General features: G+C 55.1%; 25 protein-coding genes and 1 pseudogene. 17 read left to right on the top strand and 9 right to left on the bottom strand.

Going from position 1 to position 22,986, the window contains the following annotated elements; translation table 11 throughout:
* Positions 1 to 9 precede the first annotated feature (9 nt).
* Complete coding sequence (locus tag AC3WS9_RS12715; RefSeq protein ID WP_492488699.1) at positions 10 to 1,380, bottom strand: pyridoxal-phosphate dependent enzyme; 1,371 nt, start codon at positions 1,378 to 1,380, stop codon at positions 10 to 12.
* A 398-nt stretch (positions 1,381 to 1,778) separates the two neighbouring features.
* Between AC3WS9_RS12715 and AC3WS9_RS12710 the strand changes: the two genes are divergently transcribed.
* From AC3WS9_RS12710 to fumD, 4 genes are all read left to right on the top strand, one after another.
* The gene (locus tag AC3WS9_RS12710; RefSeq protein WP_285144702.1) at positions 1,779 to 2,801 is read left to right on the top strand and encodes a methionine ABC transporter ATP-binding protein; all 1,023 of its coding nucleotides are present in this window, start codon (positions 1,779 to 1,781) and stop codon (positions 2,799 to 2,801) included.
* Complete coding sequence (locus AC3WS9_RS12705; RefSeq protein ID WP_285144701.1) at positions 2,794 to 3,462, top strand: methionine ABC transporter permease; 669 nt, start codon at positions 2,794 to 2,796, stop codon at positions 3,460 to 3,462. Before AC3WS9_RS12710 ends, AC3WS9_RS12705 begins: the two co-directional genes overlap by 8 nt.
* A gap of 28 nt (positions 3,463 to 3,490) precedes the next feature.
* Complete coding sequence (locus AC3WS9_RS12700) at positions 3,491 to 4,303, top strand: MetQ/NlpA family ABC transporter substrate-binding protein (protein ID WP_006174916.1); 813 nt, start codon at positions 3,491 to 3,493, stop codon at positions 4,301 to 4,303.
* 129 nt (positions 4,304 to 4,432) lie between these two features.
* Complete coding sequence (gene fumD / locus AC3WS9_RS12695) at positions 4,433 to 4,642, top strand: fumarate hydratase FumD (RefSeq protein ID WP_045401410.1); 210 nt, start codon at positions 4,433 to 4,435, stop codon at positions 4,640 to 4,642.
* On the opposite strand, the gene AC3WS9_RS12690 is transcribed toward fumD, so the two are convergent.
* The 4 genes from AC3WS9_RS12690 to AC3WS9_RS12675 are packed head-to-tail and all read right to left on the bottom strand — an operon-like array spanning position 4,623 to position 7,723.
* Positions 4,623 to 5,309, bottom strand: coding sequence for an amino acid ABC transporter permease (locus AC3WS9_RS12690; protein ID WP_492488696.1), 687 nt, complete (start codon positions 5,307 to 5,309; stop codon positions 4,623 to 4,625). The two genes, fumD and AC3WS9_RS12690, sit on opposite strands and share 20 nt — an antisense overlap.
* Positions 5,306 to 6,076: an amino acid ABC transporter permease gene (locus AC3WS9_RS12685; protein ID WP_492490332.1), complete on the bottom strand. Its 771-nt coding sequence runs from the start codon at positions 6,074 to 6,076 to the stop codon at positions 5,306 to 5,308. Before AC3WS9_RS12685 ends, AC3WS9_RS12690 begins: the two co-directional genes overlap by 4 nt.
* Positions 6,076 to 6,891 (bottom strand): amino acid ABC transporter ATP-binding protein, encoded by an 816-nt coding sequence (locus tag AC3WS9_RS12680; protein ID WP_285144699.1) that lies wholly within the window; start codon positions 6,889 to 6,891, stop codon positions 6,076 to 6,078. The genes AC3WS9_RS12685 and AC3WS9_RS12680 overlap by 1 nt, the downstream gene beginning before the upstream one ends.
* 1 nt (position 6,892) lies before the next feature.
* Complete coding sequence (locus AC3WS9_RS12675; protein WP_285150204.1) at positions 6,893 to 7,723, bottom strand: ABC transporter substrate-binding protein; 831 nt, start codon at positions 7,721 to 7,723, stop codon at positions 6,893 to 6,895.
* A gap of 244 nt (positions 7,724 to 7,967) precedes the next feature.
* Between AC3WS9_RS12675 and AC3WS9_RS12670 the strand changes: the two genes are divergently transcribed.
* The 4 genes from AC3WS9_RS12670 (at position 7,968) to AC3WS9_RS12655 (ending at position 10,763) form a co-directional block, all read left to right on the top strand.
* On the top strand, positions 7,968 to 8,135 hold the full coding sequence (locus tag AC3WS9_RS12670) for a hypothetical protein (RefSeq protein WP_165790602.1): 168 nt from the start codon (positions 7,968 to 7,970) through the stop codon (positions 8,133 to 8,135).
* 130 nt (positions 8,136 to 8,265) lie between these two features.
* Positions 8,266 to 9,591 (top strand): sensor histidine kinase, encoded by a 1,326-nt coding sequence (locus AC3WS9_RS12665; RefSeq protein ID WP_492488693.1) that lies wholly within the window; start codon positions 8,266 to 8,268, stop codon positions 9,589 to 9,591.
* A complete protein-coding gene (locus AC3WS9_RS12660) occupies positions 9,584 to 10,195 on the top strand; it encodes a response regulator transcription factor (protein WP_492488691.1) in 612 nt (203 codons plus the stop codon). The genes AC3WS9_RS12665 and AC3WS9_RS12660 overlap by 8 nt, the downstream gene beginning before the upstream one ends.
* An 88-nt stretch (positions 10,196 to 10,283) precedes the next feature.
* On the top strand, positions 10,284 to 10,763 hold the full coding sequence (locus tag AC3WS9_RS12655) for a GlcG/HbpS family heme-binding protein (protein ID WP_492488689.1): 480 nt from the start codon (positions 10,284 to 10,286) through the stop codon (positions 10,761 to 10,763).
* Positions 10,764 to 10,882: 119 nt separating this feature from the next.
* On the opposite strand, the gene AC3WS9_RS12650 is transcribed toward AC3WS9_RS12655, so the two are convergent.
* Entirely contained in the window at positions 10,883 to 11,023 is a 141-nt protein-coding gene (locus tag AC3WS9_RS12650) for a hypothetical protein (RefSeq protein ID WP_095281773.1), read from the bottom strand.
* 127 nt (positions 11,024 to 11,150) lie between these two features.
* Here AC3WS9_RS12650 and AC3WS9_RS12645 point away from each other — a divergent pair.
* Both AC3WS9_RS12645 and AC3WS9_RS12640 read left to right on the top strand, forming a co-directional pair.
* A pseudogene (locus AC3WS9_RS12645) lies at positions 11,151 to 11,932 on the top strand (MBL fold metallo-hydrolase).
* A 71-nt stretch (positions 11,933 to 12,003) separates the two neighbouring features.
* Complete coding sequence (locus tag AC3WS9_RS12640; protein WP_285144694.1) at positions 12,004 to 12,639, top strand: carbonic anhydrase; 636 nt, start codon at positions 12,004 to 12,006, stop codon at positions 12,637 to 12,639.
* A 49-nt stretch (positions 12,640 to 12,688) separates the two neighbouring features.
* On the opposite strand, the gene AC3WS9_RS12635 is transcribed toward AC3WS9_RS12640, so the two are convergent.
* The 3 genes from AC3WS9_RS12635 to AC3WS9_RS12625 are packed head-to-tail and all read right to left on the bottom strand — an operon-like array spanning position 12,689 to position 15,707.
* Entirely contained in the window at positions 12,689 to 14,299 is a 1,611-nt protein-coding gene (locus AC3WS9_RS12635) for an FAD-NAD(P)-binding protein (protein ID WP_492488687.1), read from the bottom strand.
* A gap of 43 nt (positions 14,300 to 14,342) precedes the next feature.
* Positions 14,343 to 14,987, bottom strand: a complete 645-nt coding sequence (locus AC3WS9_RS12630) for a winged helix-turn-helix transcriptional regulator (RefSeq protein ID WP_492488685.1) — start codon at positions 14,985 to 14,987, stop codon at positions 14,343 to 14,345.
* 57 nt (positions 14,988 to 15,044) lie between these two features.
* On the bottom strand, positions 15,045 to 15,707 hold the full coding sequence (locus AC3WS9_RS12625) for a helix-turn-helix domain-containing protein (protein WP_492488684.1): 663 nt from the start codon (positions 15,705 to 15,707) through the stop codon (positions 15,045 to 15,047).
* Positions 15,708 to 16,198: 491 nt separating this feature from the next.
* Here AC3WS9_RS12625 and AC3WS9_RS12620 point away from each other — a divergent pair, with 491 nt between their 5' ends.
* From AC3WS9_RS12620 to AC3WS9_RS12590, 7 genes are all read left to right on the top strand, one after another.
* Positions 16,199 to 16,729: a fimbrial protein gene (locus tag AC3WS9_RS12620; protein ID WP_492488683.1), complete on the top strand. Its 531-nt coding sequence runs from the start codon at positions 16,199 to 16,201 to the stop codon at positions 16,727 to 16,729.
* Positions 16,730 to 16,792: 63 nt separating this feature from the next.
* A complete protein-coding gene (locus AC3WS9_RS12615; protein ID WP_492488681.1) occupies positions 16,793 to 17,470 on the top strand; it encodes a fimbrial biogenesis chaperone in 678 nt (225 codons plus the stop codon).
* 33 nt (positions 17,471 to 17,503) lie between these two features.
* Complete coding sequence (locus AC3WS9_RS12610) at positions 17,504 to 20,029, top strand: fimbria/pilus outer membrane usher protein (RefSeq protein WP_492488679.1); 2,526 nt, start codon at positions 17,504 to 17,506, stop codon at positions 20,027 to 20,029.
* Positions 20,030 to 20,039: 10 nt separating this feature from the next.
* The gene (locus AC3WS9_RS12605) at positions 20,040 to 20,996 is read left to right on the top strand and encodes a fimbrial protein (protein ID WP_492488677.1); all 957 of its coding nucleotides are present in this window, start codon (positions 20,040 to 20,042) and stop codon (positions 20,994 to 20,996) included.
* 13 nt (positions 20,997 to 21,009) lie between these two features.
* Positions 21,010 to 21,540 carry a fimbrial protein gene (locus AC3WS9_RS12600; RefSeq protein ID WP_492488675.1) on the top strand — a complete coding sequence of 177 codons (531 nt, stop codon included), beginning with the start codon at positions 21,010 to 21,012 and terminating at the stop codon, positions 21,538 to 21,540.
* 33 nt (positions 21,541 to 21,573) lie between these two features.
* Positions 21,574 to 22,083 carry a fimbrial protein gene (locus tag AC3WS9_RS12595; RefSeq protein WP_492488674.1) on the top strand — a complete coding sequence of 170 codons (510 nt, stop codon included), beginning with the start codon at positions 21,574 to 21,576 and terminating at the stop codon, positions 22,081 to 22,083.
* Positions 22,084 to 22,163: 80 nt separating this feature from the next.
* On the top strand, positions 22,164 to 22,796 hold the full coding sequence (locus AC3WS9_RS12590) for a helix-turn-helix transcriptional regulator (RefSeq protein ID WP_492488673.1): 633 nt from the start codon (positions 22,164 to 22,166) through the stop codon (positions 22,794 to 22,796).
* Positions 22,797 to 22,986 lie beyond the last annotated feature (190 nt).

Below are 22,986 nucleotides of genomic sequence, written 5' to 3'. Positions count from 1 at the left end.
TATTGTTCCTTATTGTTGCAGACGATTGCGCCAGACGGTGAGGACGTCGCTGCGCGTAATCAGGCCGAGAAAGCGATCGCGGTCGTTAATGACCGCCACCAGACCGCGGTCAAAGATCGGTTTCAGCGCACTCTCGGAGGCGTGTTTGTCGAGCACTTCCACGTGGCGGGTCATTGCCTCGGTCACGGGCAGGGCGAAGCGCTCGCCGTCGCCCGCGATATGGCTGACCAGATCCCACTCGTCGACAATGCCCACCACCTGACCATTCTCTAGCACCGGCAACTGGGAGATGTCGTACAGGCGCATGCGCGCCAGCACGGTGGCGAGGGTGTCGTCCGGCGCGGCGGTGACGGTGGCGCCTTCGTCGTGCCGCAGGGCGATATAGTCAGAGAGATCGCCGGTTGGCGGGCGGGAGATCAGCCCCTGCTGGCGCATCCAGTCGTCGTTAAACATTTTCGACAGATATTTGTTCCCGCTGTCGCAGGCAAAGGTCACCACCCGTTTGGGCGTGGTTTGCGCCTGACAGTAGCGCAGCGCTGCCGCCAGCAACGTGCCGCTGGAAGAGCCCGCCAGAATGCCTTCGGTTTTCAGCAGATCGCGGGCGGTGGTGAAGGCTTCGCGATCGGTCACGCGATACGCCTGCTGTACACCCTCGATGTGCGCCAGCGGCGGAATAAAATCCTCACCGATGCCTTCGACCAGCCACGAACCGGCGTCGTGATGACGGCCCGACTCCACCTGATCTGCCAGCACCGATCCCGCCGGGTCGGCCAGCACAAACTCCGTGTGCGGCGAATGCTGCGCAAACCACGCCTGCAGCCCACCGAGCGTACCGCCGGACCCGACGCCGACGACGATAGCGTCGATTTTTCCGTCCAGCTGTTCAAACAGCTCCGGCGCGGTGGAGGTGCTGTGTGCCAGCGGATTGGCCTCGTTATTGAACTGGTCAATATAGAAACTGCCCGGAATCTCCTGCGCCAGACGCTGCGCATAATCCTGGTAATAGGCCGGATGGCCCTTGTTGACGTCCGAGCGCGTGAGCACCACCTGCGCGCCCAGCGCGCGCAGATGGAAAATCTTCTCGCGGCTCATTTTGTCTGGCACCACCAGTACCAGCGCATAGCCTTTTTGCGCCGCAATCAGCGCCAGCCCCAGCCCGGTGTTGCCCGCCGTGGCTTCAATAATGGTGCCGCCCGGTGCGAGTAGCCCTTTGCGTTCGGCCTCGTTAACCATCGACAGGGCCACGCGGTCCTTAATGGAGCCGCCCGGATTCTGGTTCTCGAGTTTCAAAAACAGCGAGCACAGGCCGGTATCCAGCTTGTGCAACTGGATCAGCGGCGTGCGGCCAATCAGTTCGGTGACAGAGTGATAAATCGCCATGGTCTTTTCCTTAACAGGGACATGGCTGGATGATAGGAGCATGAAAATTTCTCAAGAAAGAACGTTTCACTGCCTATTAGAACGGAAAGTAATATAAATGCCTGATTTGGCAGTCAAGATAGCAAGCCGTAAAGTGCTCCAGATGTGAGGATGGCTATATAAGGACAAAATGCGGTAAAAATGACCGTTTTTGCGCCTGAGGCGCTGCCTCATATCCATTCCACAGATAATCATTGCTGAAAATAAGCTATTCGTTCTGCGCCCAGTCGCCACGCCACATATTCCTCAGAGTTATAAGACATGCGATTTTGTTCATTTAAAACCTCAGAACCTCTGATTACTATCGTTTGGACATCCATACTGCTAAACCGCTATATGCGTAACGGATAAGAAAAAGAATGATAGTTCTGAGGAATATTTCGAAGGTTTTTGACAACGGAAAAGTGGCGCTTACCGCCGTGGATGACGTCAATTTGACGGTTGAGCAGGGACAGATTTACGGGATTATCGGCTACAGCGGTGCCGGAAAAAGTACGCTGATTCGTCTGCTGAACGGGCTGGAAAAGCCGACGTCAGGCAGCGTGACCATCAGCGGTCAGGAGATCTCCTCGGCGAAAGGGGAAGAGCTGCGTCAGGCGCGTCTGAAGATCAGCATGGTGTTCCAGCACTTCAACCTGCTGTGGTCGCGCACGGTGACAGAAAACATCGCCTTCTCGATGCAAATCGCGGGCGTTCCCAAAGCCAAAATCAAAACGCGCGTCGCCGAGCTGGTGGATCTGGTGGGACTGAAAGGCCGTGAGAATGCCTATCCGTCACAGCTCAGCGGCGGGCAGAAACAGCGCGTCGGCATCGCCCGTGCGCTGGCGAATAATCCGGATGTGCTGCTGTGCGATGAAGCCACGTCCGCGCTCGACCCGCAAACGACGGACCAGATCCTCGATCTGCTCCTCGACATTAACCGTCGTTTCAACCTCACCATCGTGCTGATCACCCACGAGATGCACGTGGTGCGCAAAATCTGCGACCGCGTGGCGGTCATGGAAAACGGCAAAGTGGTGGAAGAGGGGGACGTCCTGAGCGTCTTCACCCATCCGCAAAAACCGATCACTCAGCAGTTTGTGCGCCAGGTGAGCCAGTACGCCGAAGAAGAAGCCTTTAACCCGGAGCTGGCGAACGAGCTGGAAGGGACGGTGATCCGCCTGACCTTCACCGGACACAGCACCCACAAGCCCGTCGTCGGGGAATTGACCCTGCGCTACGGCCTGCCGTTCAACATTCTGCACGGCAAAATGACGCAAACCGCACACGGCGTTTTCGGCCAGCTCTGGCTGCACGTGGTGGCATCCGAAGAACAACTGAACAATATCCTCGCCGACCTGAAGCACAGCGATATTGAAGGCGAGGTGATTAAACATGCCTGAAACTCTTTTTCCGCATCTGAAATGGGACCAGCTATGGGCCGCTACTCTGGAGACGCTCTATATGACGGCGATTTCCGGCGTCGCGACCTTTGCTTTAGGGATTGTCTTGGGTCTGGCGCTGTTTCTGACCGCGCGCGGCGGGCTGTTCCATAACCGCACGGTCTACAGCGTGATTTCAATCGTGGTGAACGTCTTCCGCTCGATTCCGTTCATTATCCTGATTGTCTTGCTGATCCCGTTCACCAAGACCATTGTCGGGACGATTCTGGGCGCCAACGCCGCGCTCCCGGCGCTGATTGTTGGTGCGGCACCGTTCTATGCGCGTCTGGTGGAGATCGCCCTGCGCGAAGTGGACAAAGGGGTGATCGAGGCGACGCGTTCGATGGGCGCACGCCTGAGCACCTTAATTTTTCGGGTTTTACTGCCGGAATCCTCACCCGCCCTGGTATCAGGCATCACGGTTACGCTGATTGCCCTGGTGAGCTACAGCGCCATGGCGGGGGTGATTGGGGCAGGAGGTTTGGGAAATCTGGCTTATCTGGAAGGATTCCAGCGCAACCACGGTGATGTCACGCTGGTGGCAACGGTGACCATTTTGATCATCGTTTTCATTATCCAGTTCTGCGGCGACGTCATTACTTCACTGTTAGATAAACGCTAAAAACAATTAATTCACAGGAACACACATCATGAAAAAGACACTGACACTGATTGCCGCCGCAACCCTGAGCGCCCTGAGCTTTGCCTCCTGGGCGGATACGCTGACCGTCGGCGCATCCAACACCCCGCACGCTGAAATTCTGGAGCAGGCGAAACCGATTCTGGCGAAACAGGGTATCGATCTGGAGATCAAACCCTTCCAGGACTACATCCTGCCTAACACCGCGCTGGCGGGCCGTGACATCGACGCGAACTACTTCCAGCACATTCCGTATTTGAACAGCGTGCTGAAAGATCATGCGGGCGACAAAGATTATGATTTCGTCAGTGCCGGGGCGATCCACATCGAGCCGATTGGTATCTACTCCAAAAAATACAAATCCCTGAAAGATCTGCCGGAAGGCGGCAAAATCATCATGCGTGATGCGGTGTCTGAAGAAGGCCGTATTCTCTCTATCTTCGAGAAAGAGGGCGTGATTAAGCTTAAACCTGGGATCGACAAAGTGACCGCGCGCATCAGCGACATCGTGGAAAACCCGAAAAAGCTGCAGTTCACCCCGAACGTCGAAGCCTCTCTGCTGCCGCAGATGTATAACAACGACGAAGGCGCGGCGGTGGTGATCAACGCTAACTACGCCATCGACGCGGGTCTCGACCCGGTTCATGACCCAATCGCGGTAGAAAGCGGTGAGAATAACCCGTACGCGAACATCATCACCGTGCATCGCGGTGACGAGAAGAAGAAAGATATCGTCGCACTGGTGGACGTGCTGCACTCCAAAGAGATTCAGGACTGGATCCGCACCAAATACAAAGGCGCGGTGATCCCGGTCAATAACTAAGCACGGTCGGTCCCCTCTCCCTTTGGGAGAGGGTTAGGGTGAGGGGAAACCGCGGTTTCCCCTCACCCTTTTTTGTATCCATTCTGTTAATCATTTAAGCTGCTCCTTTACAGCAATGGAGTGATAGCAATGGGCAATGTGACTAAAGACGACGCGCTTTATCAGGAAATGTGCCGGGTAGTCGGGAAGGTCGTTCTTGAGATGCGGGATCTGGGCCAGGAGCCGAAGCATATCGTCATTGCGGGCGTGCTGCGTACCGCGCTGGCGAACCAGCGCGTGAAACGCAGTGAATTGACGACAGAAGCGATGGAAACGGTGGTTAAAGCGCTGGCGGGGTAAAACGCCAGCGTTTCGCAACCTGCTCAAGACCACAGCAGAGCAGGTAATAGACCACGCCGGTAAAGATAAAAATGGCCGCCGGGTAAATCTGCACCCGGTTGTTCACCTGTCCGGCGACGGTCGTCAGCTCTGGCACATTGACAATAAAGGCCAGCGACGTATCTTTCAGCAGGCTGATAAAAATCCCCAGCAGAGACGGCAGAATATTGCGTAACACCTGCGGCAGCAGGATCAGCCACAGCGTCTGCTGCGTGCCAAACCCCTGGGTTAGCGCCGCTTCGTATTGCCCGCCGGGCAACGCCCGAAGCCCGGCCAGCACTGAGTGCATCACCGCCGCCGCGGTAAACCACGCCAGCGCCAGCGTCACGGTCAACGCGCCGGGCAGATCGCCGCCGGTCAGCAGCGGCAGCAAATACCACATCCAGAAAATCACGAAGATCAGCGGGATACCGCGAATCAGCTCCGCCCACAGAAACAGCATTCTGCGCACGATACCTGGAAAACGCCAGGCCAGCGCGGCGAGGGCAATTCCGCCCGGCAAGGCCAGCGCGGCGGCGCCCAGCGCCATCAGCAGCGTCAGCAACACGCCGCCAGGTTGCCCCGCCGACATCCGCCCCCACAGCAGATAATCCAGGTTTTCAGTAATCACGTTCAGTCCGGCGATCATGCGCGTTCCCTCCCGGTGCGGATGGTAGTTGGACGCGGACGGCGTTTCACGGTCGATGGCCCAAGTCTCACCAGCAGCAGCCCGAGCACCACGCCGGTCAGCAGATACAGCACGGTGCCGATGGTAAAGGCCTCCAGGGCGTGGGCGTTGTAGCTCTCAATCTGCCGCACCTGATAGGTCAGCTCGGCAAAACCGATGCCGCTCGCCAGGGACGAGAGTTTCATTAAGTTCAGATACTGCCCGACGACCGGCTGCCAGGCGTTCGCCAGCCCCTGCGGCAGGAGGATGTAGCGAAACAGCCGCCAGGAAGAAAACCCCTGCGCCAGCGCCGCCTGTCGCTGCCCGGATGACACCGCCTGTAAACCCGAGGCGATCTCTTCGATCAAAAACGCCGACGTAAACACCCCCAGCCCCCAGGCGGAACAGAGAAACTCCGGCGTAAACCACCAGACGTCACCCGGCAGAATCGACCAGCTGTGATCGGCGTTGATGTAATCGCGAAACGCGCGCGGCAGCCCGTTCCAGGCGGCGAAATACCAGAACAATAGTTGCACCAGTAACGGCGTATTGCGAAACAAAGAGACCCATACCGCCACGAGGGCGTTGCCCGTTTTTCCGCCTGCCAGGCGCAGGAGCAAAAAAAGAATCGCGAAGACGCTGGCGATGATCATGCCTGCCAGCGTCACCCACAGCGTGGTGAGAAAACCGGATAAAATCCACTGCAAGGGCTGTCCGGATAGCACCCCTTGCCAGTCGAGGGCGGGCATCACGGTAACTCCTGATGCAGCGGGTTGAGCACCTTTTGCAGGAACTGTCGGGCGCGAGGATGTTCTGGATGGCGGAAAAACTGCTCCGGCGGGGCGGTCTCCAGGATCTGTCCACCGTCGATAAACACCACCCGGTCGGCGATCTCGCGGGCAAACTGCATCTCATGCGTCACGACGATCATCGTGATGCCGCTGTGGGCGAGGGCCTTCATCACCTGCAGCACCTCGCCAATCATCTCCGGATCGAGGGCCGACGTCGGCTCATCAAACAGGATGATTTGCGGCGAGGACGCCAGCGCCCTGGCAATCGCTACGCGCTGCTGCTGCCCGCCGGACAGTTCCGCCGGGTAATGCTCCGCTTTCTCCACCATCCCGACTTTATCGAGCAGCGTCAGGGCGCGCTCCTGGGCCTGCGGCGCTTTCCAGCCGTGCACATGCTCCAGCGCCAGGCTGATGTTCTGGCTGGCCGTCAGATGGGCGTAAAGATTAAATTGCTGGAACACAAATCCGACCCGGCTGCGCAGCTGGCGCAGGGCCGTGCCGGTCAGTTTGCCGGTGGGTTTGCCGTCGATGAGGATTTCGCCGCCGTTCAGCGACTCCAGCTGGTTAATCAGACGAATCAATGTGGACTTACCGGAACCGGACGGGCCGAGGATCGCCACCACTTCGCCGGGCGCGATGCTGAGGTTAATCCCTTTTAAAACCGGATGATCGCCGTAGCGTTTGACCACCTCGCGGAACTCAACGCTTGCCTGGTCCAGATGTGAAAAATCCGCGGCACGGGCCGCGGAGCGTGAAAATAAACCTGAGAGCATATTACTGGGCTTCTATTTTAAAGGCGCGAGGCTGAGGTGACTGGGTTTGCGGGCCGAACCAGACGTCATAGATTTTGGCCGCGTCGCCGGTTTTCTCCAGATTGACCAGCTCGTCGTTAACCACTTTCAGCAGCGCGGTTTCGCCTTTCTTCACCCCCACGCCAATCTCCTCTTTACTCAGCAAGTCCGGCAGGATTTTGAAATCGGCTTTATCCGGCGCCTGTGCCAGCAGGCCTGCCAGAATCGTGCTGTCCTGAGTAATTGCCTGCACGTTGCCGTTACGCAGGGCGGTTAACGCCAGCGGAATATCATCATAAGAGAGCACGCGAGACTGCGGGAAACGCTGATGCAGCGCCTGCTCACCGGTGGTGCCTTTCACCGCCCCGATGCGCGCTTTGCTGTAGGCATCCAGTTTATCCGCCGATTTTGCCGGGACCAGGAACTGCTGACCGGTCACGAAATAGGGTGTGGAGAAATCGATCACCTGCGCACGTTCCGGGGTGATGGTGATGTCGGCGACGATCAGATCGGCCTTGCCCGACTGCAGCAGCGGAATACGGTTCGCCGGGTTGGTGGCGACCAGCTCCAGCTTCACGCCGAGCTTTTTAGCCAGCGCTTTGGCGAAATCGACGTCATACCCGACGATGTCGTGGGTTTTGGCATCGATCGAGCCGAACGGCGGGTTGGCGTCAAAGGTCGCGACCTTCACCACCCCAGCGGCTTTGATATCCGCCAGTTGATCGGCCTGAGCCTGCGTCGATAAAAAGCCGCCTGCGGTCAGTAAACCCAGTGCCAGCGCCAGTCTGTGATAATGCTTTTTGTGTGTAGCCATAGTTCCCTCAAGTATCCCGTTGTTTTTGTTTTGTTCGAATACGCTCCCATAAGCGTTATGTATCGCCAAATAAGAAAATGTTCTTTGCTATATAAGAAAAGTTATTAGTGAACAGGGTGTTACGGGTAAGTGACGGGAAACGTCGCATTTGCGGATTCTGAAAATGGTCAGCTGATATTGGTATTTCCGTTAAGTCGGGTTTGGGTTTTAACTGAGTTCAGACGCAATCGAGAGGAGTCGGGCCATGCAAAACTGGGTGAATACGTTACGGCGGTTTTTTGTCGCCAAATCAGAGAGTGCGGAGAACAGTGCGCAACGTGTTATTGAATCGGTGCTGCCGATTGCCAGTCTGTATGGCGTCGATGTAGCCAACATCGACCCGGAGTGGTTCCATGACAAAACACCACGCTGAGTTACGGCGTACGCGCCTGACCTACTGGAACGAACTGTGCAGCCGATACCTGAACGTATCGGCATTTTTTTGTTCTTAATCGCTCAACCTGCTAAGGTCTAAGGCAAAAATCACCTCGCCTGAAGACCGAATGACCAGCCAAAAATTGATCCGACGAGCCCTGGTGGTGTGGATAATTCTCTGCCTGCTGAGCAGCGTCCTGCTGTATGCCGAACAGATCCGTCGCCAGTTCTGGGAGCGCGATCGCGAATTCACCGCGCTCTTCTCCGGCATCAGCGCCGTGCTGACGCAAAACGAGTCCGTGCTGCCGCTGCTCAATGGCGATGAAGACCTGACGGCGCTGCGCAAAAAATTCCCCCAGATCCTCGCCCTGGAAAAAACGCACGATCGAGCGCTGGACGCTGCTCGCGTTGAGCCGCTCGGCGACGAACAATACTGGCTCTACAATCCGTGGCGGCAGATTCGGGTGCGAGTCGATCTGCGCCCGTTGCTCACGGCGGCGCATGAATTTTCCCCTCTGCACATCAACCTGTCGGCGACTGCCTCAGAACCCTCGACCGCGTTCTGGCACTGGCAGCGCGATTTTCCGCAGCATACCCAGCCCTTCACGCTGACGGCGGATGCCGAACCGCACTGGCTGCAAATCTCCTGGGCGCTATTCCCGCTGCTGTTTCTCGGCTGGGCGGGCATTGTCGCTGTGGGCGCGGGCGTGGTCTGGCAACGGTTGCAGCGATTAAACGCCGAGCGGCGCGCCTGGTATTATCAGCACGCGCGCCTCAACACCCTGGGGGAGATCACCGCCGGGATTGTGCACGAGATCAACCAGCCGCTGACGGCGGCACAAACCTGGATTCAGGGCGCGCAGCGCCAGTTGGGGCAGGATAACCCTGCGGCGGTTTCCCATGCGCTCGATGCGGCGCGGGTTCAGACCCAGCGCATCGGCGAACTGCTGGCGCGCTTTCGTGAACATGTGGTGCAGGAAAAAGTCACCCTGAGCGAGGTCGATCTGGCTGAGTGCTGGCAGCACGTAGGCAATTTGCTGGAGCATGAGCGCAAAAATGAGCACATCACCGTCAACCACCATTTCCCGCCGGAGGCCGCGCGCGTGCAGGCGGACCGGCTGTGGCTCGAGCAGGTGCTGCATAATTTGCTCAGCAACGCGATTCAGGCGCAGCAGGAGAACGCGCGCGGCTGGGTGCATATCACCAGTCAGCGTCAGAGCGAGGTGATAGAAATCATCATGACCGACGGCGGGCCGGGGTTCAGCCCCGAGGCGCTGGAGAATGCTTTTATGCCGTTCTACAGCGGCAGAGAAAAGGGGATTGGCCTCGGGATGACGCTCACGGAATCACTGATGCTGCGCATGAACGGCAGTATCACGCTCGGCAACGCGCCGCAGGGCGGAGCGAAGATTGTGTTGCAACTGGAACCGGGTAAAGGAGCCGCGCATGACTAATGTGGTGTATTTGATTGATGACGATGCCGCCATCCGGGAGTCGATGGCGTTTCTGCTTTCGGGCATGAACTGGGAGGTGCAAACCTTCGCCAGCATCGAGGCGTTTACGGCACAACATGACGCGGAAAAAGCGCTCACCGGCTGTCTGCTGCTGGACATGCGCATGCCGGGCAAGGGCGGTCTCACCTGGCTGGAAGAGGGCGCGTGGCCGTGGCCGCTGCTGCCGGTGATCATTATGACCGGACACGGCAGCGTCGATGCCTGCCGTCGCGCGTTTCACACCGGTGTATTTGAGTTTTTCACCAAGCCACTGGACGCCGATAAACTCATCGAGACTCTCGCCCGCGCGTTCGAAGAGAGCCAGCGCCGCACGGCCAACTGGCAGGAGCTGAAGCGGGTGAAAGCGCTGTTTGAACAGCTGACGGCGCGCGAGCATGAAGTGCTGGCCGAACTGATGGAGGGGCGCAGCAATAAAGAGGTGGCGGCGCGGCTAAATCTTTCCCCCAGAACCGTCGAAGCGCACCGCGCGGCGCTGTTTGCCAAGCTCGGAGTGAGCAGCCTGGTGCAGGCGATGCGTGAATACGACAAATTGCAATCCGTATAACTACCAGGTGGCCTGCGTAATCAACCGAATATCGCTCCATCGCGCATCCCGATAGCATCGCCTTGTCTCCCACATTCGAGGAATTGCGATGAAAAAGTTCATGACGGTGGCCGCGCTGGTGGCAGGAATGGTATCGGTATCCGCCCAGGCAGATACTTTGACGCAGAAAAATATCTCTCTGACCGAGGCGAATGCCCTGGCGAGCGCGGCGATTCAGGCCTGTAGCGCCAAAAATTATCAGGTGAGCGTGACGGTGGTGGATCGCGCGGGCGTGGTGAAAGCGGTGCAGCGTACCGATAACGCCGGTCCGCACACGGTGAAAGCCAGTGAGATGAAAGCCTTCACGGCGCTCAGCACCAAAAATGCCTCCGGCAAAGTGATGGAAGCCGCGCAGAGCAACGCGGGCGCGCAGAATATACGTGACGTGCCGGGGTTCTTATTGCTGGCGGGTGGTTTGCCGGTGAAAGAGGGCGACGAAGTGATCGGTGCGATCGGTATCGGCGGTGCGCCGGGCGGTCAGCTCGATGAGGCGTGCGCGCAGCAGGCGCTGGATGGGTTGAAGAAGTAGTTCGGTGCGGGGTTATCGCCGGGTGGCGGCTTCGCCTTACCCGGCCTACAAAAAACCATGACATTGATGGTTTTGTAGGCCCGGTAAGCGCAGCGCCACCGGGCAAAAAAACTCAAAACTCAAATCTTACACGCATCACCGCAATCATCGTCGGCAACAACCGCCTGCGCTTTCTTGTCTGCATCTTCCAGACGTTCCGCGTTGCGCTCTTGCGCTTCTTCAAGGCCGTTAAACACAAGATTATCGAGATCAATTTCCATCATGCACCTGCTTGGTTCAGTTTTTGCTGTTGGTAGATTATAGGATAAAAAAGTCAGGGAAAGTACCTCACCGCACGTAACGCCAATCCCTGCCATACTCTTTCTCTGACGGATAAGAGGAGGGAAAATGATCACACTCTGCAAAACCTGCGGGACATCCTATGACACCACGCCCGCGCGCTGCGCAATTTGCGACGATGAACGCCAGTATGTGCCCATCGGCGGGCAACAGTGGGTGGATTACGACAGTGTCGCGCGAAGCCATACCAACAAATGGCAGCAGCTTGAGCCGGGCCTGTTAAGCCTCAAAACCGTCCCCAAATTTGCCATCAACCAGCGCGCAATTCTGCTGCAAACACCGCACGGCAACGTGCTGTGGGATTGCATCGCCACGCTCGACCCGGCCACTCTAACGCTGATAAAGCCCTCGGAGGACTCCAGGCCATCGCGATTTCCCATCCGCATTACTACACCACCATGCAGGACTGGGCGGCGGCGTTTGACGCCCCGGTTTACCTCCACGCCAGCGACCGGGAGTGGGTAATGCGCGACAGCCCGGCGCTCCACTTCTGGCAGGGCGATTCGCTGGATATTTTGCCTGGCGTCCGGCTGCTGCGTCTGGGCGGGCACTTTGCTGGCGGCACGGTACTGCACTGGAATAACGACAGCGGCGTCCTGCTCGCCGGGGATATTTTGCAGGTCACGCCCGGCGCGGACCGCGTCTCCTTTATGTGGAGTTACCCGAACATGCTCCCGCTGCCCGGGGCGGCGGTGGAGGGGATCACCGATCGTCTTAAAGGGGTACCTTTCGAGCGGCTCTATGGCGCGTTCGAAGGACAAAACATCACTGAGAATGCTCATGAAATCGTCATGCAATCAGGGGAGAAATATATTTCTTGTATGAAATAAAGCGCGGTGGGTAAACTCAGGAAGCGTGATCGCTTCATGCCTAAACTAAAACAGATAAAAGAGACATTGCTATGCAACATATCATTGAAGGTTTTCTCAGCTTTCAAAAAGAGATTTTCCCGCAACGTAAAGAACTCTTCCGCAGTTTAGCGTCCAGCCAGAATCCCAAAGCGCTTTTCATCTCCTGCTCAGACAGCCGACTGGTCCCTGAACTGGTGACGCAGCAGGAACCGGGACAGCTCTTTGTCATTCGTAATGCTGGCAACATCGTGCCGCCATTTGGTCCCGAACCGGGCGGTGTCTCTGCGACGATTGAGTACGCGGTAGTGGCGCTGGGCGTGACCGACATTGTGATCTGCGGCCACTCCAACTGCGGTGCGATGAAGGCGATTGCCGACAACGCCAATCTCGACCCGATGCCTGCGGTCTCCCACTGGCTGCGCTATTCCGATGCCGCCAAAGCGGTGGTGGAGAACAAAACCTGGGCGACGCCGACCGACAAAGTGAACGCGATGGTGCAGGAAAACGTCTTTGCTCAGCTGAGCAATATCAAAACCCATCCATCAGTGGCAGTGGGCCTGCGCAATAACGCCATCCGCCTGCACGGCTGGGTGTATGACATCGAAAGCGGCGCGATTCTGGCGCTGGATAAAGAGAGCAAAACCTTTATCTCCCTGTCTGATAATCCGCAGGTTTACTTCGAGTAACCTGTTTTCAGGGCGGGAGTTTACCCGCCCTGAATCGCCCCACCAGACCTTACCATTCGATCGGCGGCAACCGCCGACGCGCCCGTGACGCACGCTGCGTTATCGCTTTCGCCATCGCCTCGCCAATCTCCGCGCACACCGTCAGCCCCTGAACAAAAGGCTGATCGTGCATCAGATACGGCAACGCCCCAAAGGCAATGCGCCCACGCACGCTGTCCGGCGCGAGCAGGGTGTAATCCTCGCCGACGTCCGGGATTTCATCGCCATTTTCCTGCAACTGCTGGCGCAGGGTCGGGAACGGCAGGTCTTTCGTTTTCAGCGGCTTCTGCCCGCGGGCATCGATAAACAGATCGAATTCCACTTTTTTACCGTCGAAGACAATCTCCGTGCGGTCGTCCTGCACATCCATTTCATACTCAGCGCCCAGCGCCACCACGCTGATAATCCCCGCTTCGCGCAGCGCCAGTAGACGGCGAATCGACTGGGACGGGATGGCGGCGTAGTTGTCGATGAAAATACGCGACAGCCCGGCGTCAAAGCGTTTGCGGTCCTGTCTGGTCAGATGCGGGACGATCTCCTGCACAATTTCATGCAGCCGCAAAATGGTGTAGCGCCAGGGCACCGTACGTTTGTCGCGTTTGTTGCGCTCGACTTCATCGAGATTCGATTGCGCCCAGCTGAAGGGATCGTGCTTGTGGCGTTCGGCAAAGTAGGCGTCGTGGAAGCTGTCGGCGTTAAGCGTCGGCAAGTTGATGGAGGCGCTCCACTGCGGGTCGGCGAGCTCGATTTCTTCTACCATCAGGCTAAACACGCGATCCAGCAGCCCGTCCGATCCAGCGGCGATTTCCTCCTCGATCGCCTGTTCGCTCACGAGGGTTAAGGGTTCGTAAGGCAGCGGGCAGTAAAAATCCGCTTCCGGCAGAATGCCTGAACGGGACATCAGCACGATGTTGAGCGCTTCGCTGCCCTTATCAAGCCTGAATTCTACCGGCTGATTTTCCGGCTCGATAAAGTCGCCGTGTTGAATGGCGACGGCCATTGCCGCGTCCAGTCCGCTAAGAGAGGTGCCCATAATGCCGACGCGACAGGCGCCTATTTTGGCCTCCATCAGTCCGGACCAGGGGCTCGGGAAGTACGAGCGGGTCGATTCGTCATCGTCCGGCCAGACGTGCCCGGTGGCGAGTACGGCGAGATCGTAAGTCGTGGGTTCTGCCTGGCTATCCGCCCAGATTTTGACGCCTGCAGGCGTGGCTTCGAGATCTGTAACCTGACAGGATTCGTGGACCTTAATCGCAAAGCCGTTTTCTCGGGCCTGACGCACCAGCTGCACAAACTGGTCGCGATAGTACTCGCCCAAAAGAATGCGCGGCAGGAACTGGCGGTCATGAAGCGTGGATTTCTCCACGCCGTAGCGGGCCAGATGCGCGCTGCTTTGGGTGCGCAGCCAGTCGAGGTAGGTCGAAAAAAGCGGCGGAATTTCGATACTGGCAATGTTCGCCAGCATCATCCGCGAGTTGTCTTCATCGCTGTAGGGCATGCCAACACCGGCTTCGTCGCCTTGCTCATAGAGCGTCACTGCGAGGGGTGTCTGGTTTTTCAGCAGGGAGAAGAGGGTGTAAATGCCGGTGGGTCCGGCACCGATAATCGCAATCTGTTTCATCCACATTCACCTGTTATTATTTTTTCTTCCAGAAAACAGCGGGCTAATACTTCGCCGGGAGTTTATTGATTTTCACCAGTCGGCCTTCGTCCATTTCGACGTAAGACCCGGTTTTCAGTTCGGCTAGGATTTTTAAAATCCCGCTGCGAGATAAATTGGTTTTGGAACGGACATATTTTTCAACGGTGGTGCTGGCACGAAATTCTTCGGTCTCGGTCATCAACTCCATCAGCTGATAGCGAATAATCTCATAGGCCGACGGGGCCGTATTTTGCAGGGTGTGATAATAGAGTTTGCCCAGGACGCCGTTAATGTGGCCTACCAGCGTTTCCATCAAATCGTTTTGACGAATAATTTCGTACGCCTGTTCCATATTCATGGTCGCTATCTTGCAGAGCTCGCGTGATTCGATCCAGGATTCGCGAAACGTGGAAAATTGCACATCGGCGAGACCTACGATAGCGGGCGCGTAAATGTGAGTAACGACCAGTCCGTCGGGCCCACGATGAAATTCCGTCGTGCCCTCGAGTTGAATGTAGCACACGGCAACATCGTTCACCCGCAGGGGGAATCGTTGTCCGGGTGGATAAGTGGCGATGGTGGCATGAGGGAGCAACGCATCGATTAATGTCTCGGCCAGCGGCGTCGCGCGATTCATAGGGAAAGCAGGTTTATCGGTGTTGCTCATACAGCGCGTCCTGTCTTTAAAGCCGGGTGACCCGTACCTTAAAGAGTATACACGCTGTCAATATTTCAACGGCAGATGCCGAATTTCGATCAGAATACCTTTGTCCATAATGATGTAACCGCCGGTGCGCAGCTCAGAGAGAATGCGCATCGTCCCGCTTCGCGACAGGTAGCTGCGGTCGATGATGTAGTTGGCTGCGGTGAGGTGCAGGCGGATATTATCGGGCTCGCTCATTAATTCCAGGAGATGGAAACGAATGATGTCATAGGCCGACATTTGGGTAATCGCCATGCAATGGTCGTAAACGCGGCCCGTGGTGTAGATCACCAAATGGGAAAGGCTCTCCCAGAGATCGTCCTGGGCAATAATTTCATTGGCTTTTGCCAGCGGGACCTGGCCCACGCGGCATTCGTCAAGGGTGCGAATATACATATGCTCTTCATTGGAGAGCTGATTACTGATGCCAAAGACAAAGGGCGAGGATTCGGAATTCAATACCATTCCATCTCCGCGGCGGTGCAGAGCGACGCTGCCTTTATAAAGCAGAAAGCAGTAGCGAATATTTTCTTCGTTGTAGCGAATAATGGCGCCTTTGGGATAAATCACTTCCGTGGAGAAGGGGTGAAGATGCAGCAAAATCCTTTCTATGTGGTTCAAGGGCTTATGCGCGGGAAATGTATAGCCGCCAGCAAGCCCTTCAAGGGACATACGCGTATTCATATTTAATTACACCTGCGATGCTGATTCATTGAGACCATTAATTATTGCTACTGCAAACATTTTTAAAAGTAGTTAATACGGTCTAAGTGTAGACCGAGAAAATGCTTGAAAAGGGACTTTGAACTGTGGTTTGTCAATAATCTCAGTGTGGTCAATCAATTATTGCTGCTGTGAGGTGTACTTAAAGCAGAATTTTCTCAGGTCGCTTTATAGTCTACAGATGGACTGAGAAAAAAATTGAGTAACCGAATGTGTTTCGATAAATTGCTGTTTAGCAAAACAACATCACACGCCGCGAGTAAATTTATGGCTAATTATCCTGCGCCTCGCCAGGGATAATTATTAGCCGTTGGAGTGGTAATAAAAGAGTTGATGGTTGTTTTTGCGTTCACTGGAGTGCGCAAATGTTGATGTATTAAATGATTTCAAATCTATATTTGAATGAATTTAACTTCAGCAGGCACAATATTATTATATTTAAGGAAAATGAAATGAAAAAGAATCTGATCGCTGTTGCTTTTGCTGCGACCGCTGCACTGTCTATGTCTAACGCGTTTGCGGCGGCTGGCACAGTAAACTTTACCGGTGAAATTCTGAATGACGCCTGTATTGTTGACGTGGCCTCTCAGAACCAGACCGTTGATCTGGGTTCCTATCACAAAGCCGAATTCGTTCGTGCTGGTGACTCTACCTCGGCGAAAAAATTCAGCATCGTGCTGAAAAACTGCCCGGCGACCGTATCTACGGCGCGCGTTCGTTTTGACGGTACACCAGAAGCCACTGACTCTTCACTGCTGGCCATCGACAGCACCACGAGCGGAGCAGCAACCGGCGTAGCGATCAATCTGATGTCTGCGGACAAATCTCAGCTGCCACTGCACGGTGATAACAACTACCGTTACGCGCTGAATACCACCGCTGATAATATCCTGAACTTCTACGCTCAGTATAAATCAACGGTTGATAACGTGACTGCAGGTCCGGCTAACGCAGCAACCAGCTTCTCTGTTGTCTATAACTAATTTCCCATACGCGGAATAAGTGTGAGGCCGTTTATCGGCCTCATTTTTTAGTTGAGGTATAAAATGAACTTTCTTCGCCAGACCTTTATTGTCGGTGCATTTATTGCGGCCGGGATATCTGCTGCCAACGCCGGAGTGATTATAGGCGGTACGCGTGTCATCTATGACGGCAATAAAAAAGAAGCCTCTATTAGCGTGAGTAACCCGGACGCGACACCCTATTTAATTCAGTCCTGGGTCGAAACGCAAAATGGCGGCGCTGAGAAAGCCCCTTTTGTGATTACGCCGCCACTTTATCGACTCGATAAAGATCAGCAAAACGTTGAACGTATTATGCTGGCTGGCAACTTACCTCAGGATAAGGAAAGTTTGTACTGGCTGAATATTAAAGCCATCCCGTCTGCACCGAAAAAAGAAAACAGCCTGCAAATTGCGATTAAAACGCGCATTAAGCTGATCTATCGTCCTGCCGGATTAAAAGGCGTCTCACCGGAAGAGGTGGCTGAAAAACTGGTCTGGCGTCGCTCGGGAAATAATCTCAGCGTCAGTAACCCCACACCCTACGTCATGAATTTCAGCCAGGTCAGCGTCAATGGCCGTGAACTTGAAGAGGTGAGCTACGTCTTGCCGGGTGCCACGACTGAGTTTCCTCTGCCTGCAGGCGTCAGCGTGGGAACCGTGATGTTTAAAGTGATCAACGACTACGGCGGACCGGGTAAAGCGCACAACGCCAGCATTTAAAAATGACCGCACTATGAGACGGACTTCTGGTTAATGATGATGATAAAAAAACAAAAACACATGAAACCGGCCAGGCTGGCGCTGTTCATCGCGGTGGCGCTGGGATCGGTCACGCAGGACGCGCTGGGCCGGGATTTTTTTAACCCGGAGCTGCTGGAAGTGGGGAATCCCGGCGCGGGAAAAACCGATCTGTCGATGTTTGAGGCGGGCGCGCAGGCTCCGGGTGTCTATCACGTGGATATTGTTATCAACGAGCAGACGGTGGATACCCAGGATATTGAGTTTAAAGCCGTCAAGTCTCCGGACGGTGATACGTTGCTGCATCCGTGCCTCAGCCTGGAACAGCTGAAAAGCTGGGGCGTCAGAACCCATCTGTTCCCAAATCTGGCCGCCGGTGGGAAGTGCGTCGATTTATCCGCCATCCCCCATGCCGCGGCTGACTTCCAGTTCAGTACCCAACGCCTGGTGATCAGCATCCCGCAGGCGGCCCTTGAGCCGCAGGCGCGCGGCTATGTTCCGCCGGAACAGTGGGATGAGGGCATCACGGCAGCCATGCTCAACTACAGCCTCAGCGGGGCGAATAACTGGCAGCGCGGCGCGGGTGGTCAATCCGACGATAGCCAGTACGCCAACCTGCGCCCTGGCATCAATATCGGCCCGTGGCGCGTACGCAACTACTCCACCTGGAGCCGGGATTCGTCCGGCCAGGACAAATGGGACACGGTTTATACCTACGCCCAGCGCGATGTCATCCCGCTCAAAGCACAATTTACCGGCGGCGACAGCAGCGCGCCGAACGATGTCTTCGACAGTATGCCGTTCCGCGGTGTGCAGCTGGCATCTGATGACGACATGCTGCCCGATTCCCTGAAAGGCTATGCGCCGGTGGTGCGCGGGATCGCCCGCACCAATGCCCAGGTGGTGATCCGCCAGAATGGCTACCAGATTTATCAGAGCTTCGTGGCGCCGGGCGCGTTTGAAATTACCGATATGTACCCGACGGGCGGGGCGGGCGATCTGCAGGTCACCGTGAAAGAGGCGGATGGCAGCGAGCAGCACTACACGGTGCCGTTTGCCTCTTTGCCGGTACTCCAGCGTGAAGGTCGCGTGAAATTTGCCGTCACCGGCGGTCAATATCGTTCGTATGACAGCCGCGTGGAGAAAACCCCCTTTGCTCAGGGAACCGCGATCTACGGTCTGCCGCACGGTTTCACGATCTACGGTGGCCTGCAGGAGTCGAGTAAGTACCAGTCTCTGGCCGCCGGGATCGGTAAAAACATGGGCGATTTCGGTGCGCTCTCCGCCGATGTGACCCAGGGCTGGTCAACCCCGCAGGATGGGGTGAAAACCGACGGCCAGTCGTGGCGCGCACGTTACAGCAAAAATCTGATGAATACCGGGACCAACTTTGCCATCGCCGGGTATCGCTACTCCACCAGCGGCTATTACGGCATGCAGGAAGTGCTGGACTCTTACAGTCAAAGTGCCGGGCTGATTGAACGTCGCCGAAACCGCATGGAGCTGACCATGAGTCAGATCCTGGGACAAGATCTCGGCACCCTGATGCTGAGCACCGTCCGTGAGGATTACTGGAATTCGAACCGGACGATGGGCTCCTGGAGTCTGAGCTACAACAATGGCTGGCGCGGGATCAACTACGGCCTGGCATGGACTTACAGCAAAAACGGCTCTTCGACCGGTCGTGGGGAACAAACTTATTACGATAAGGATCAGCAGCTGGCGTTGAACGTGAGTATTCCGCTGGAGAAATTCCTGCCGCAAAGCTGGGCCAACTACAGCATGAATGCCAGCAAGAAAAATGGCACCACCCATTCTGTCGGACTGAGCGGAATGGCGCTGGAGAATAACGCCCTGAACTGGAGCGCCCAGCAGGGATATGGCACCCATGATGTCGGCTATACCGGATCGATGAATGCTGATTATCGCGGAACTTACGCTGAAATCAGTGCCGGGTATGGCTATGACAAAAACAGCGATCGCCTGAACTACGGCCTACAGGGCGGGATGCTTGCCCATGCCGACGGCGTGACCTTTAGCCAGCCGCTGGGTGAAACCAACGTCCTGATTAAGGCGCCGGGGGCGAGTGGCGTCAGCATACTAAACCAGACCGGCGCGAAGACCGACTGGCGGGGTTATACCGCGGTCAGCAATGTGACCGTTTACCGCAAAAACGATGTGGCATTAATCACCGATACCCTGCCCGACAACGTTGAACTGGAACTGACGAACCGTACCGTGATCCCTTCGCGCGGCGCGGTGGTGCGCGCCGATTATGTCGCCAATGTCGGGATGCGCTTATTGATGACGTTAACGCAGGTTAACGGGCAACCTGTGCCATTCGGCGCCATCGTGACCGTGGATCAGCAGAAAGGGCAAAGCTTCATCGTGGGTGATGCGGGGCAGGTTTATTTGACGGGTTTAAAGAATGCCGGACGCATCAATGTGCAATGGGGAACCGATGAAAAATGCACAGTGAATTATTCCCTCTCAACGAATATGACGGCTCATTTGACCCGTGCGAATGAAAAATGTTTATAGGGTTTATAGGATGAAATACTTTAAATTAGGTCTTTTAATTTTATTGGCTTCTCTCTTTATTTCAGACGCTATCGCCGGTTGCACGAATAAAATAAGTACTTATACCAAAACGGTTAACTTTGGAACGGTAATTGTTCAGCGCGATGCCGTGCCGGGTTCAATTGTGGCGACGCAGTCTGTGCAAGGTGATGTAAAAATAGAATGTACAGGCAGTGAGGCCCATATTTATAAAGAAAAAATGTATACGCCATTAACCGCCTTTGGCAATAATGTTTATGACATTGGGGTAAATGGCTTTGGTTTAAGACTCTCTGAGAATGGAACGAATGGTGATATGCACCACTATTTCCCTGTGTCAATACAGGGCTGGACCGGAGGAGACTCGGGCAACTGGACTAACGAAACCTATTTATATAAATTTGAGATTGTCAAAACTTCCAATTTTGCATCATCAGGTTACATAAGAACAGGGGCGTTTGCTGAAACGAGCTTCGAGAGTGAATTTTATATCGGATTTTTTAATATCGGTGGCGGAAATTTGCAGGTTGTGCAGTGCAGTATCACTACTCCATCTTTAACATTTCCTATCGGAGATATAAAGGCGGCTTCTTTTGGCACGACCGTCGGAACCATTCCGGCAAACGCACAAAGCACGCAAAATCTGGGGCTTAACTGTGATTACAACGCCAATATTAATGTAAGTCTATCTGGTGTGAGACATCCTGATGTTGCAAACAACAGCGTGCTGGCATTAACCAACCAGGGCAGTGCAGGAGTGGCCACGGGTGTAGGCGTGCAGCTTTTATATAACGGCACACCCTTATCCCTTAATAACCGTATCGTTTTAAAACGCTCGGCAGGCGGTCAGGAAACCTTCCCTTTAACAGCCCGATATTATCAAACTAAAAATATTGTCACGACAGGGACTGCAAATACTTCGGCGACACTCAATATTACCTATCAATAATACAAGGAGTTTAATGATGAAAGTGACACGTTTGCGGGCCGTCAAAGGCACGATGACTGGAATCTTATTGGGTATGATGCCCGGCGCAAACGCGGCCGACCCCGTGAGTATTAATGTGACCGGTAATATTGTGGCATCACCTTGCGAGATCAAAAGCGACAGTACGAATATTGTGGTCGATCTGGGGCAATCTATTCAGGCCTCAGCGTTGCAAAAAGCCGGGAATGCGACCCAGTGGGTGCCTTTTGATGTGAATTTGATTAACTGTCCTGCGACAACATCCAATGCGACGATCATATTCCAGGGAATTCCGGACAGCAGTAATCCCGTTGATATGTACGCCAGTTCGGGAACGGCGTTAAACGTGGCGGTGCAAATGCAGGGGATGGGAGGGCAGCCGCTCGGGAACGGAAGAAGTTTAACCGGCGCTTTTGCCAGCAATGCCTACAGCTTCCACCTCAGAGCCAGAGCCTATACCAATACCGGCTATGCGACCCCCGGGACCATCCGCACGGTCGTCACGGCAGCCATCACTTATCAGTAATTGCCTGCACCGCTGGAACATTATGGAGAAACTATGCGCGTTTTGATTAACCTCAGCGCAGTAATAATGACGGGTGTTTCATTTTTCTGTTCAGCCGATAGTAGTGTGACGATCGGCGGCAACGTGGTGGCCACTCCGTGCATGATTGATACGGGGACGGTGAATAAGCAGGTTGCGTTTTCCTCGCTACACCGGATGGAATTAGTGAATGCCGGTGCCGGCGGGGAGTGGCAGGACTTTTCGCTTGATATCAATAATTGCCCGGCGGGCACCCGGCAGGTGACGGTGAAGTATCTGGGCACTCAAGACTCGCATGACGCCACCGCGTGGAAAAACAGTGGCTCTGCCACTAACGTTGCGCTGCGTCTGACGAATGCTGCTCACACGGTGATTTACAGCCAGGGCGATACTCAGTCGCTTGCCGTGAATGCCAGTACACAAGGCGCAACCTTCCCGATGGCGGCCAAAATATTTACGCCTCAGGGAAATGCCGTGCCCGGCACCTTTTCAACGGTGATTAATCTGGAGTTTACCTGGCAGTAAGTGATATCGATTCATCATATTGCATGTTCATGCTGGCAACGGGTTTGATGATCCGTTGCCACGCATCGCTATGAGGTTTCATGATTAACATACTTATAAGAGATGACAACGCGTTCTATCACTGGTCGATGCAGACGTTTCTGACCGAACTATTTTCCCGGCAATATTCTAAAAAAGTGCAATTAAGCCGGGAGTTTAATTCTGAAGCCGTTAGCCAGGCCGATATGATTATCATGGAAATGTGTCAGGGGGAGCAGTTTACCTGCCATCCGGTGCTGCATTCGCGGACTAAAGGGGTCATCGTTGGGCTGACAGATAAAGAACCGTTGAAGATCGTGCCGTCCCCGGAGTGTATGGAAGATATTGTTTTTATCGAACGCCGGGCACCGCTCGATGTGATCCACGAAATCATCATCAACGTCTGGAAGGGTCATGAGGAAAGCCGCTGCAGCAATTGTTATGCCTGCCGCCATCGGGCTTTATCGCCGCAGCAGACGCGGATTATGGCCGGATTTTATTGCGGTAAAAGCGTGCCGCAAATCGCCCATGAGCTAAACCTCTCGGAAAAGACAATTTTTTCTCATAAATACTACATGATGGCTAAGTTCAGTCTGTCGACGGACTATGAATTAATGCGCTTGCTGGAAAGATTGCATGAGCGCAGTTTGTATCCGCATCTGTTTATCAAGGGAAAGGGGGGACTCACGCGATAACGTTAAAAGGGGGCGCAAGGTAGTGGCACCCTGCGCCCCGGAATCTTCTCATCGTGGTAAGTATAAAAATAATTTCACTTAAAACACGTAATATCTTAATGAGATAGCCTAAATTCGCCTGTCGCCTCGCTCGAATTATCAGCAATACCCTCGTATAGTTAGTGAGCAGCAAAATGCTGCTTACCCTACC

The organism is Lelliottia sp. EB106-05-01-XG201, from assembly GCF_058791735.1.
This window is presented reverse-complemented; position numbering and strand designations above follow the sequence as displayed.

Excerpts from the sequence above, each read along its gene's own strand:
- AC3WS9_RS12605 (WP_492488677.1), top strand. The coding sequence starts at position 20,040 with ATGAAATACTTTAAATTAGGTCTTTTAATTTTATTGGCTTCTCTCTTT.
- AC3WS9_RS12700 (WP_006174916.1), top strand. The coding sequence starts at position 3,491 with ATGAAAAAGACACTGACACTGATTGCCGCCGCAACCCTGAGCGCCCTG.
- AC3WS9_RS12665 (WP_492488693.1), top strand. The coding sequence starts at position 8,266 with ATGACCAGCCAAAAATTGATCCGACGAGCCCTGGTGGTGTGGATAATT.
- AC3WS9_RS12595 (WP_492488674.1), top strand. The coding sequence starts at position 21,574 with ATGCGCGTTTTGATTAACCTCAGCGCAGTAATAATGACGGGTGTTTCA.
- AC3WS9_RS12590 (WP_492488673.1), top strand. The coding sequence starts at position 22,164 with ATGATTAACATACTTATAAGAGATGACAACGCGTTCTATCACTGGTCG.
- AC3WS9_RS12710 (WP_285144702.1), top strand. The coding sequence starts at position 1,779 with ATGATAGTTCTGAGGAATATTTCGAAGGTTTTTGACAACGGAAAAGTG.
- AC3WS9_RS12680 (WP_285144699.1), bottom strand. The coding sequence starts at position 6,891 with ATGCTCTCAGGTTTATTTTCACGCTCCGCGGCCCGTGCCGCGGATTTT.
- AC3WS9_RS12625 (WP_492488684.1), bottom strand. The coding sequence starts at position 15,707 with ATGAATACGCGTATGTCCCTTGAAGGGCTTGCTGGCGGCTATACATTT.
- AC3WS9_RS12640 (WP_285144694.1), top strand. The coding sequence starts at position 12,004 with ATGCAACATATCATTGAAGGTTTTCTCAGCTTTCAAAAAGAGATTTTC.
- AC3WS9_RS12715 (WP_492488699.1), bottom strand. The coding sequence starts at position 1,380 with ATGGCGATTTATCACTCTGTCACCGAACTGATTGGCCGCACGCCGCTG.
- AC3WS9_RS12675 (WP_285150204.1), bottom strand. The coding sequence starts at position 7,723 with ATGGCTACACACAAAAAGCATTATCACAGACTGGCGCTGGCACTGGGT.
- AC3WS9_RS12615 (WP_492488681.1), top strand. The coding sequence starts at position 16,793 with ATGAACTTTCTTCGCCAGACCTTTATTGTCGGTGCATTTATTGCGGCC.
- AC3WS9_RS12620 (WP_492488683.1), top strand. The coding sequence starts at position 16,199 with ATGAAAAAGAATCTGATCGCTGTTGCTTTTGCTGCGACCGCTGCACTG.
- AC3WS9_RS12670 (WP_165790602.1), top strand. The coding sequence starts at position 7,968 with ATGCAAAACTGGGTGAATACGTTACGGCGGTTTTTTGTCGCCAAATCA.
- AC3WS9_RS12685 (WP_492490332.1), bottom strand. The coding sequence starts at position 6,076 with ATGCCCGCCCTCGACTGGCAAGGGGTGCTATCCGGACAGCCCTTGCAG.
- fumD (WP_045401410.1), top strand. The coding sequence starts at position 4,433 with ATGGGCAATGTGACTAAAGACGACGCGCTTTATCAGGAAATGTGCCGG.
- AC3WS9_RS12660 (WP_492488691.1), top strand. The coding sequence starts at position 9,584 with ATGACTAATGTGGTGTATTTGATTGATGACGATGCCGCCATCCGGGAG.
- AC3WS9_RS12650 (WP_095281773.1), bottom strand. The coding sequence starts at position 11,023 with ATGGAAATTGATCTCGATAATCTTGTGTTTAACGGCCTTGAAGAAGCG.
- AC3WS9_RS12610 (WP_492488679.1), top strand. The coding sequence starts at position 17,504 with ATGATGATGATAAAAAAACAAAAACACATGAAACCGGCCAGGCTGGCG.
- AC3WS9_RS12630 (WP_492488685.1), bottom strand. The coding sequence starts at position 14,987 with ATGAGCAACACCGATAAACCTGCTTTCCCTATGAATCGCGCGACGCCG.
- AC3WS9_RS12600 (WP_492488675.1), top strand. The coding sequence starts at position 21,010 with ATGATGAAAGTGACACGTTTGCGGGCCGTCAAAGGCACGATGACTGGA.
- AC3WS9_RS12705 (WP_285144701.1), top strand. The coding sequence starts at position 2,794 with ATGCCTGAAACTCTTTTTCCGCATCTGAAATGGGACCAGCTATGGGCC.
- AC3WS9_RS12635 (WP_492488687.1), bottom strand. The coding sequence starts at position 14,299 with ATGAAACAGATTGCGATTATCGGTGCCGGACCCACCGGCATTTACACC.
- AC3WS9_RS12655 (WP_492488689.1), top strand. The coding sequence starts at position 10,284 with ATGAAAAAGTTCATGACGGTGGCCGCGCTGGTGGCAGGAATGGTATCG.
- AC3WS9_RS12690 (WP_492488696.1), bottom strand. The coding sequence starts at position 5,309 with ATGATCGCCGGACTGAACGTGATTACTGAAAACCTGGATTATCTGCTG.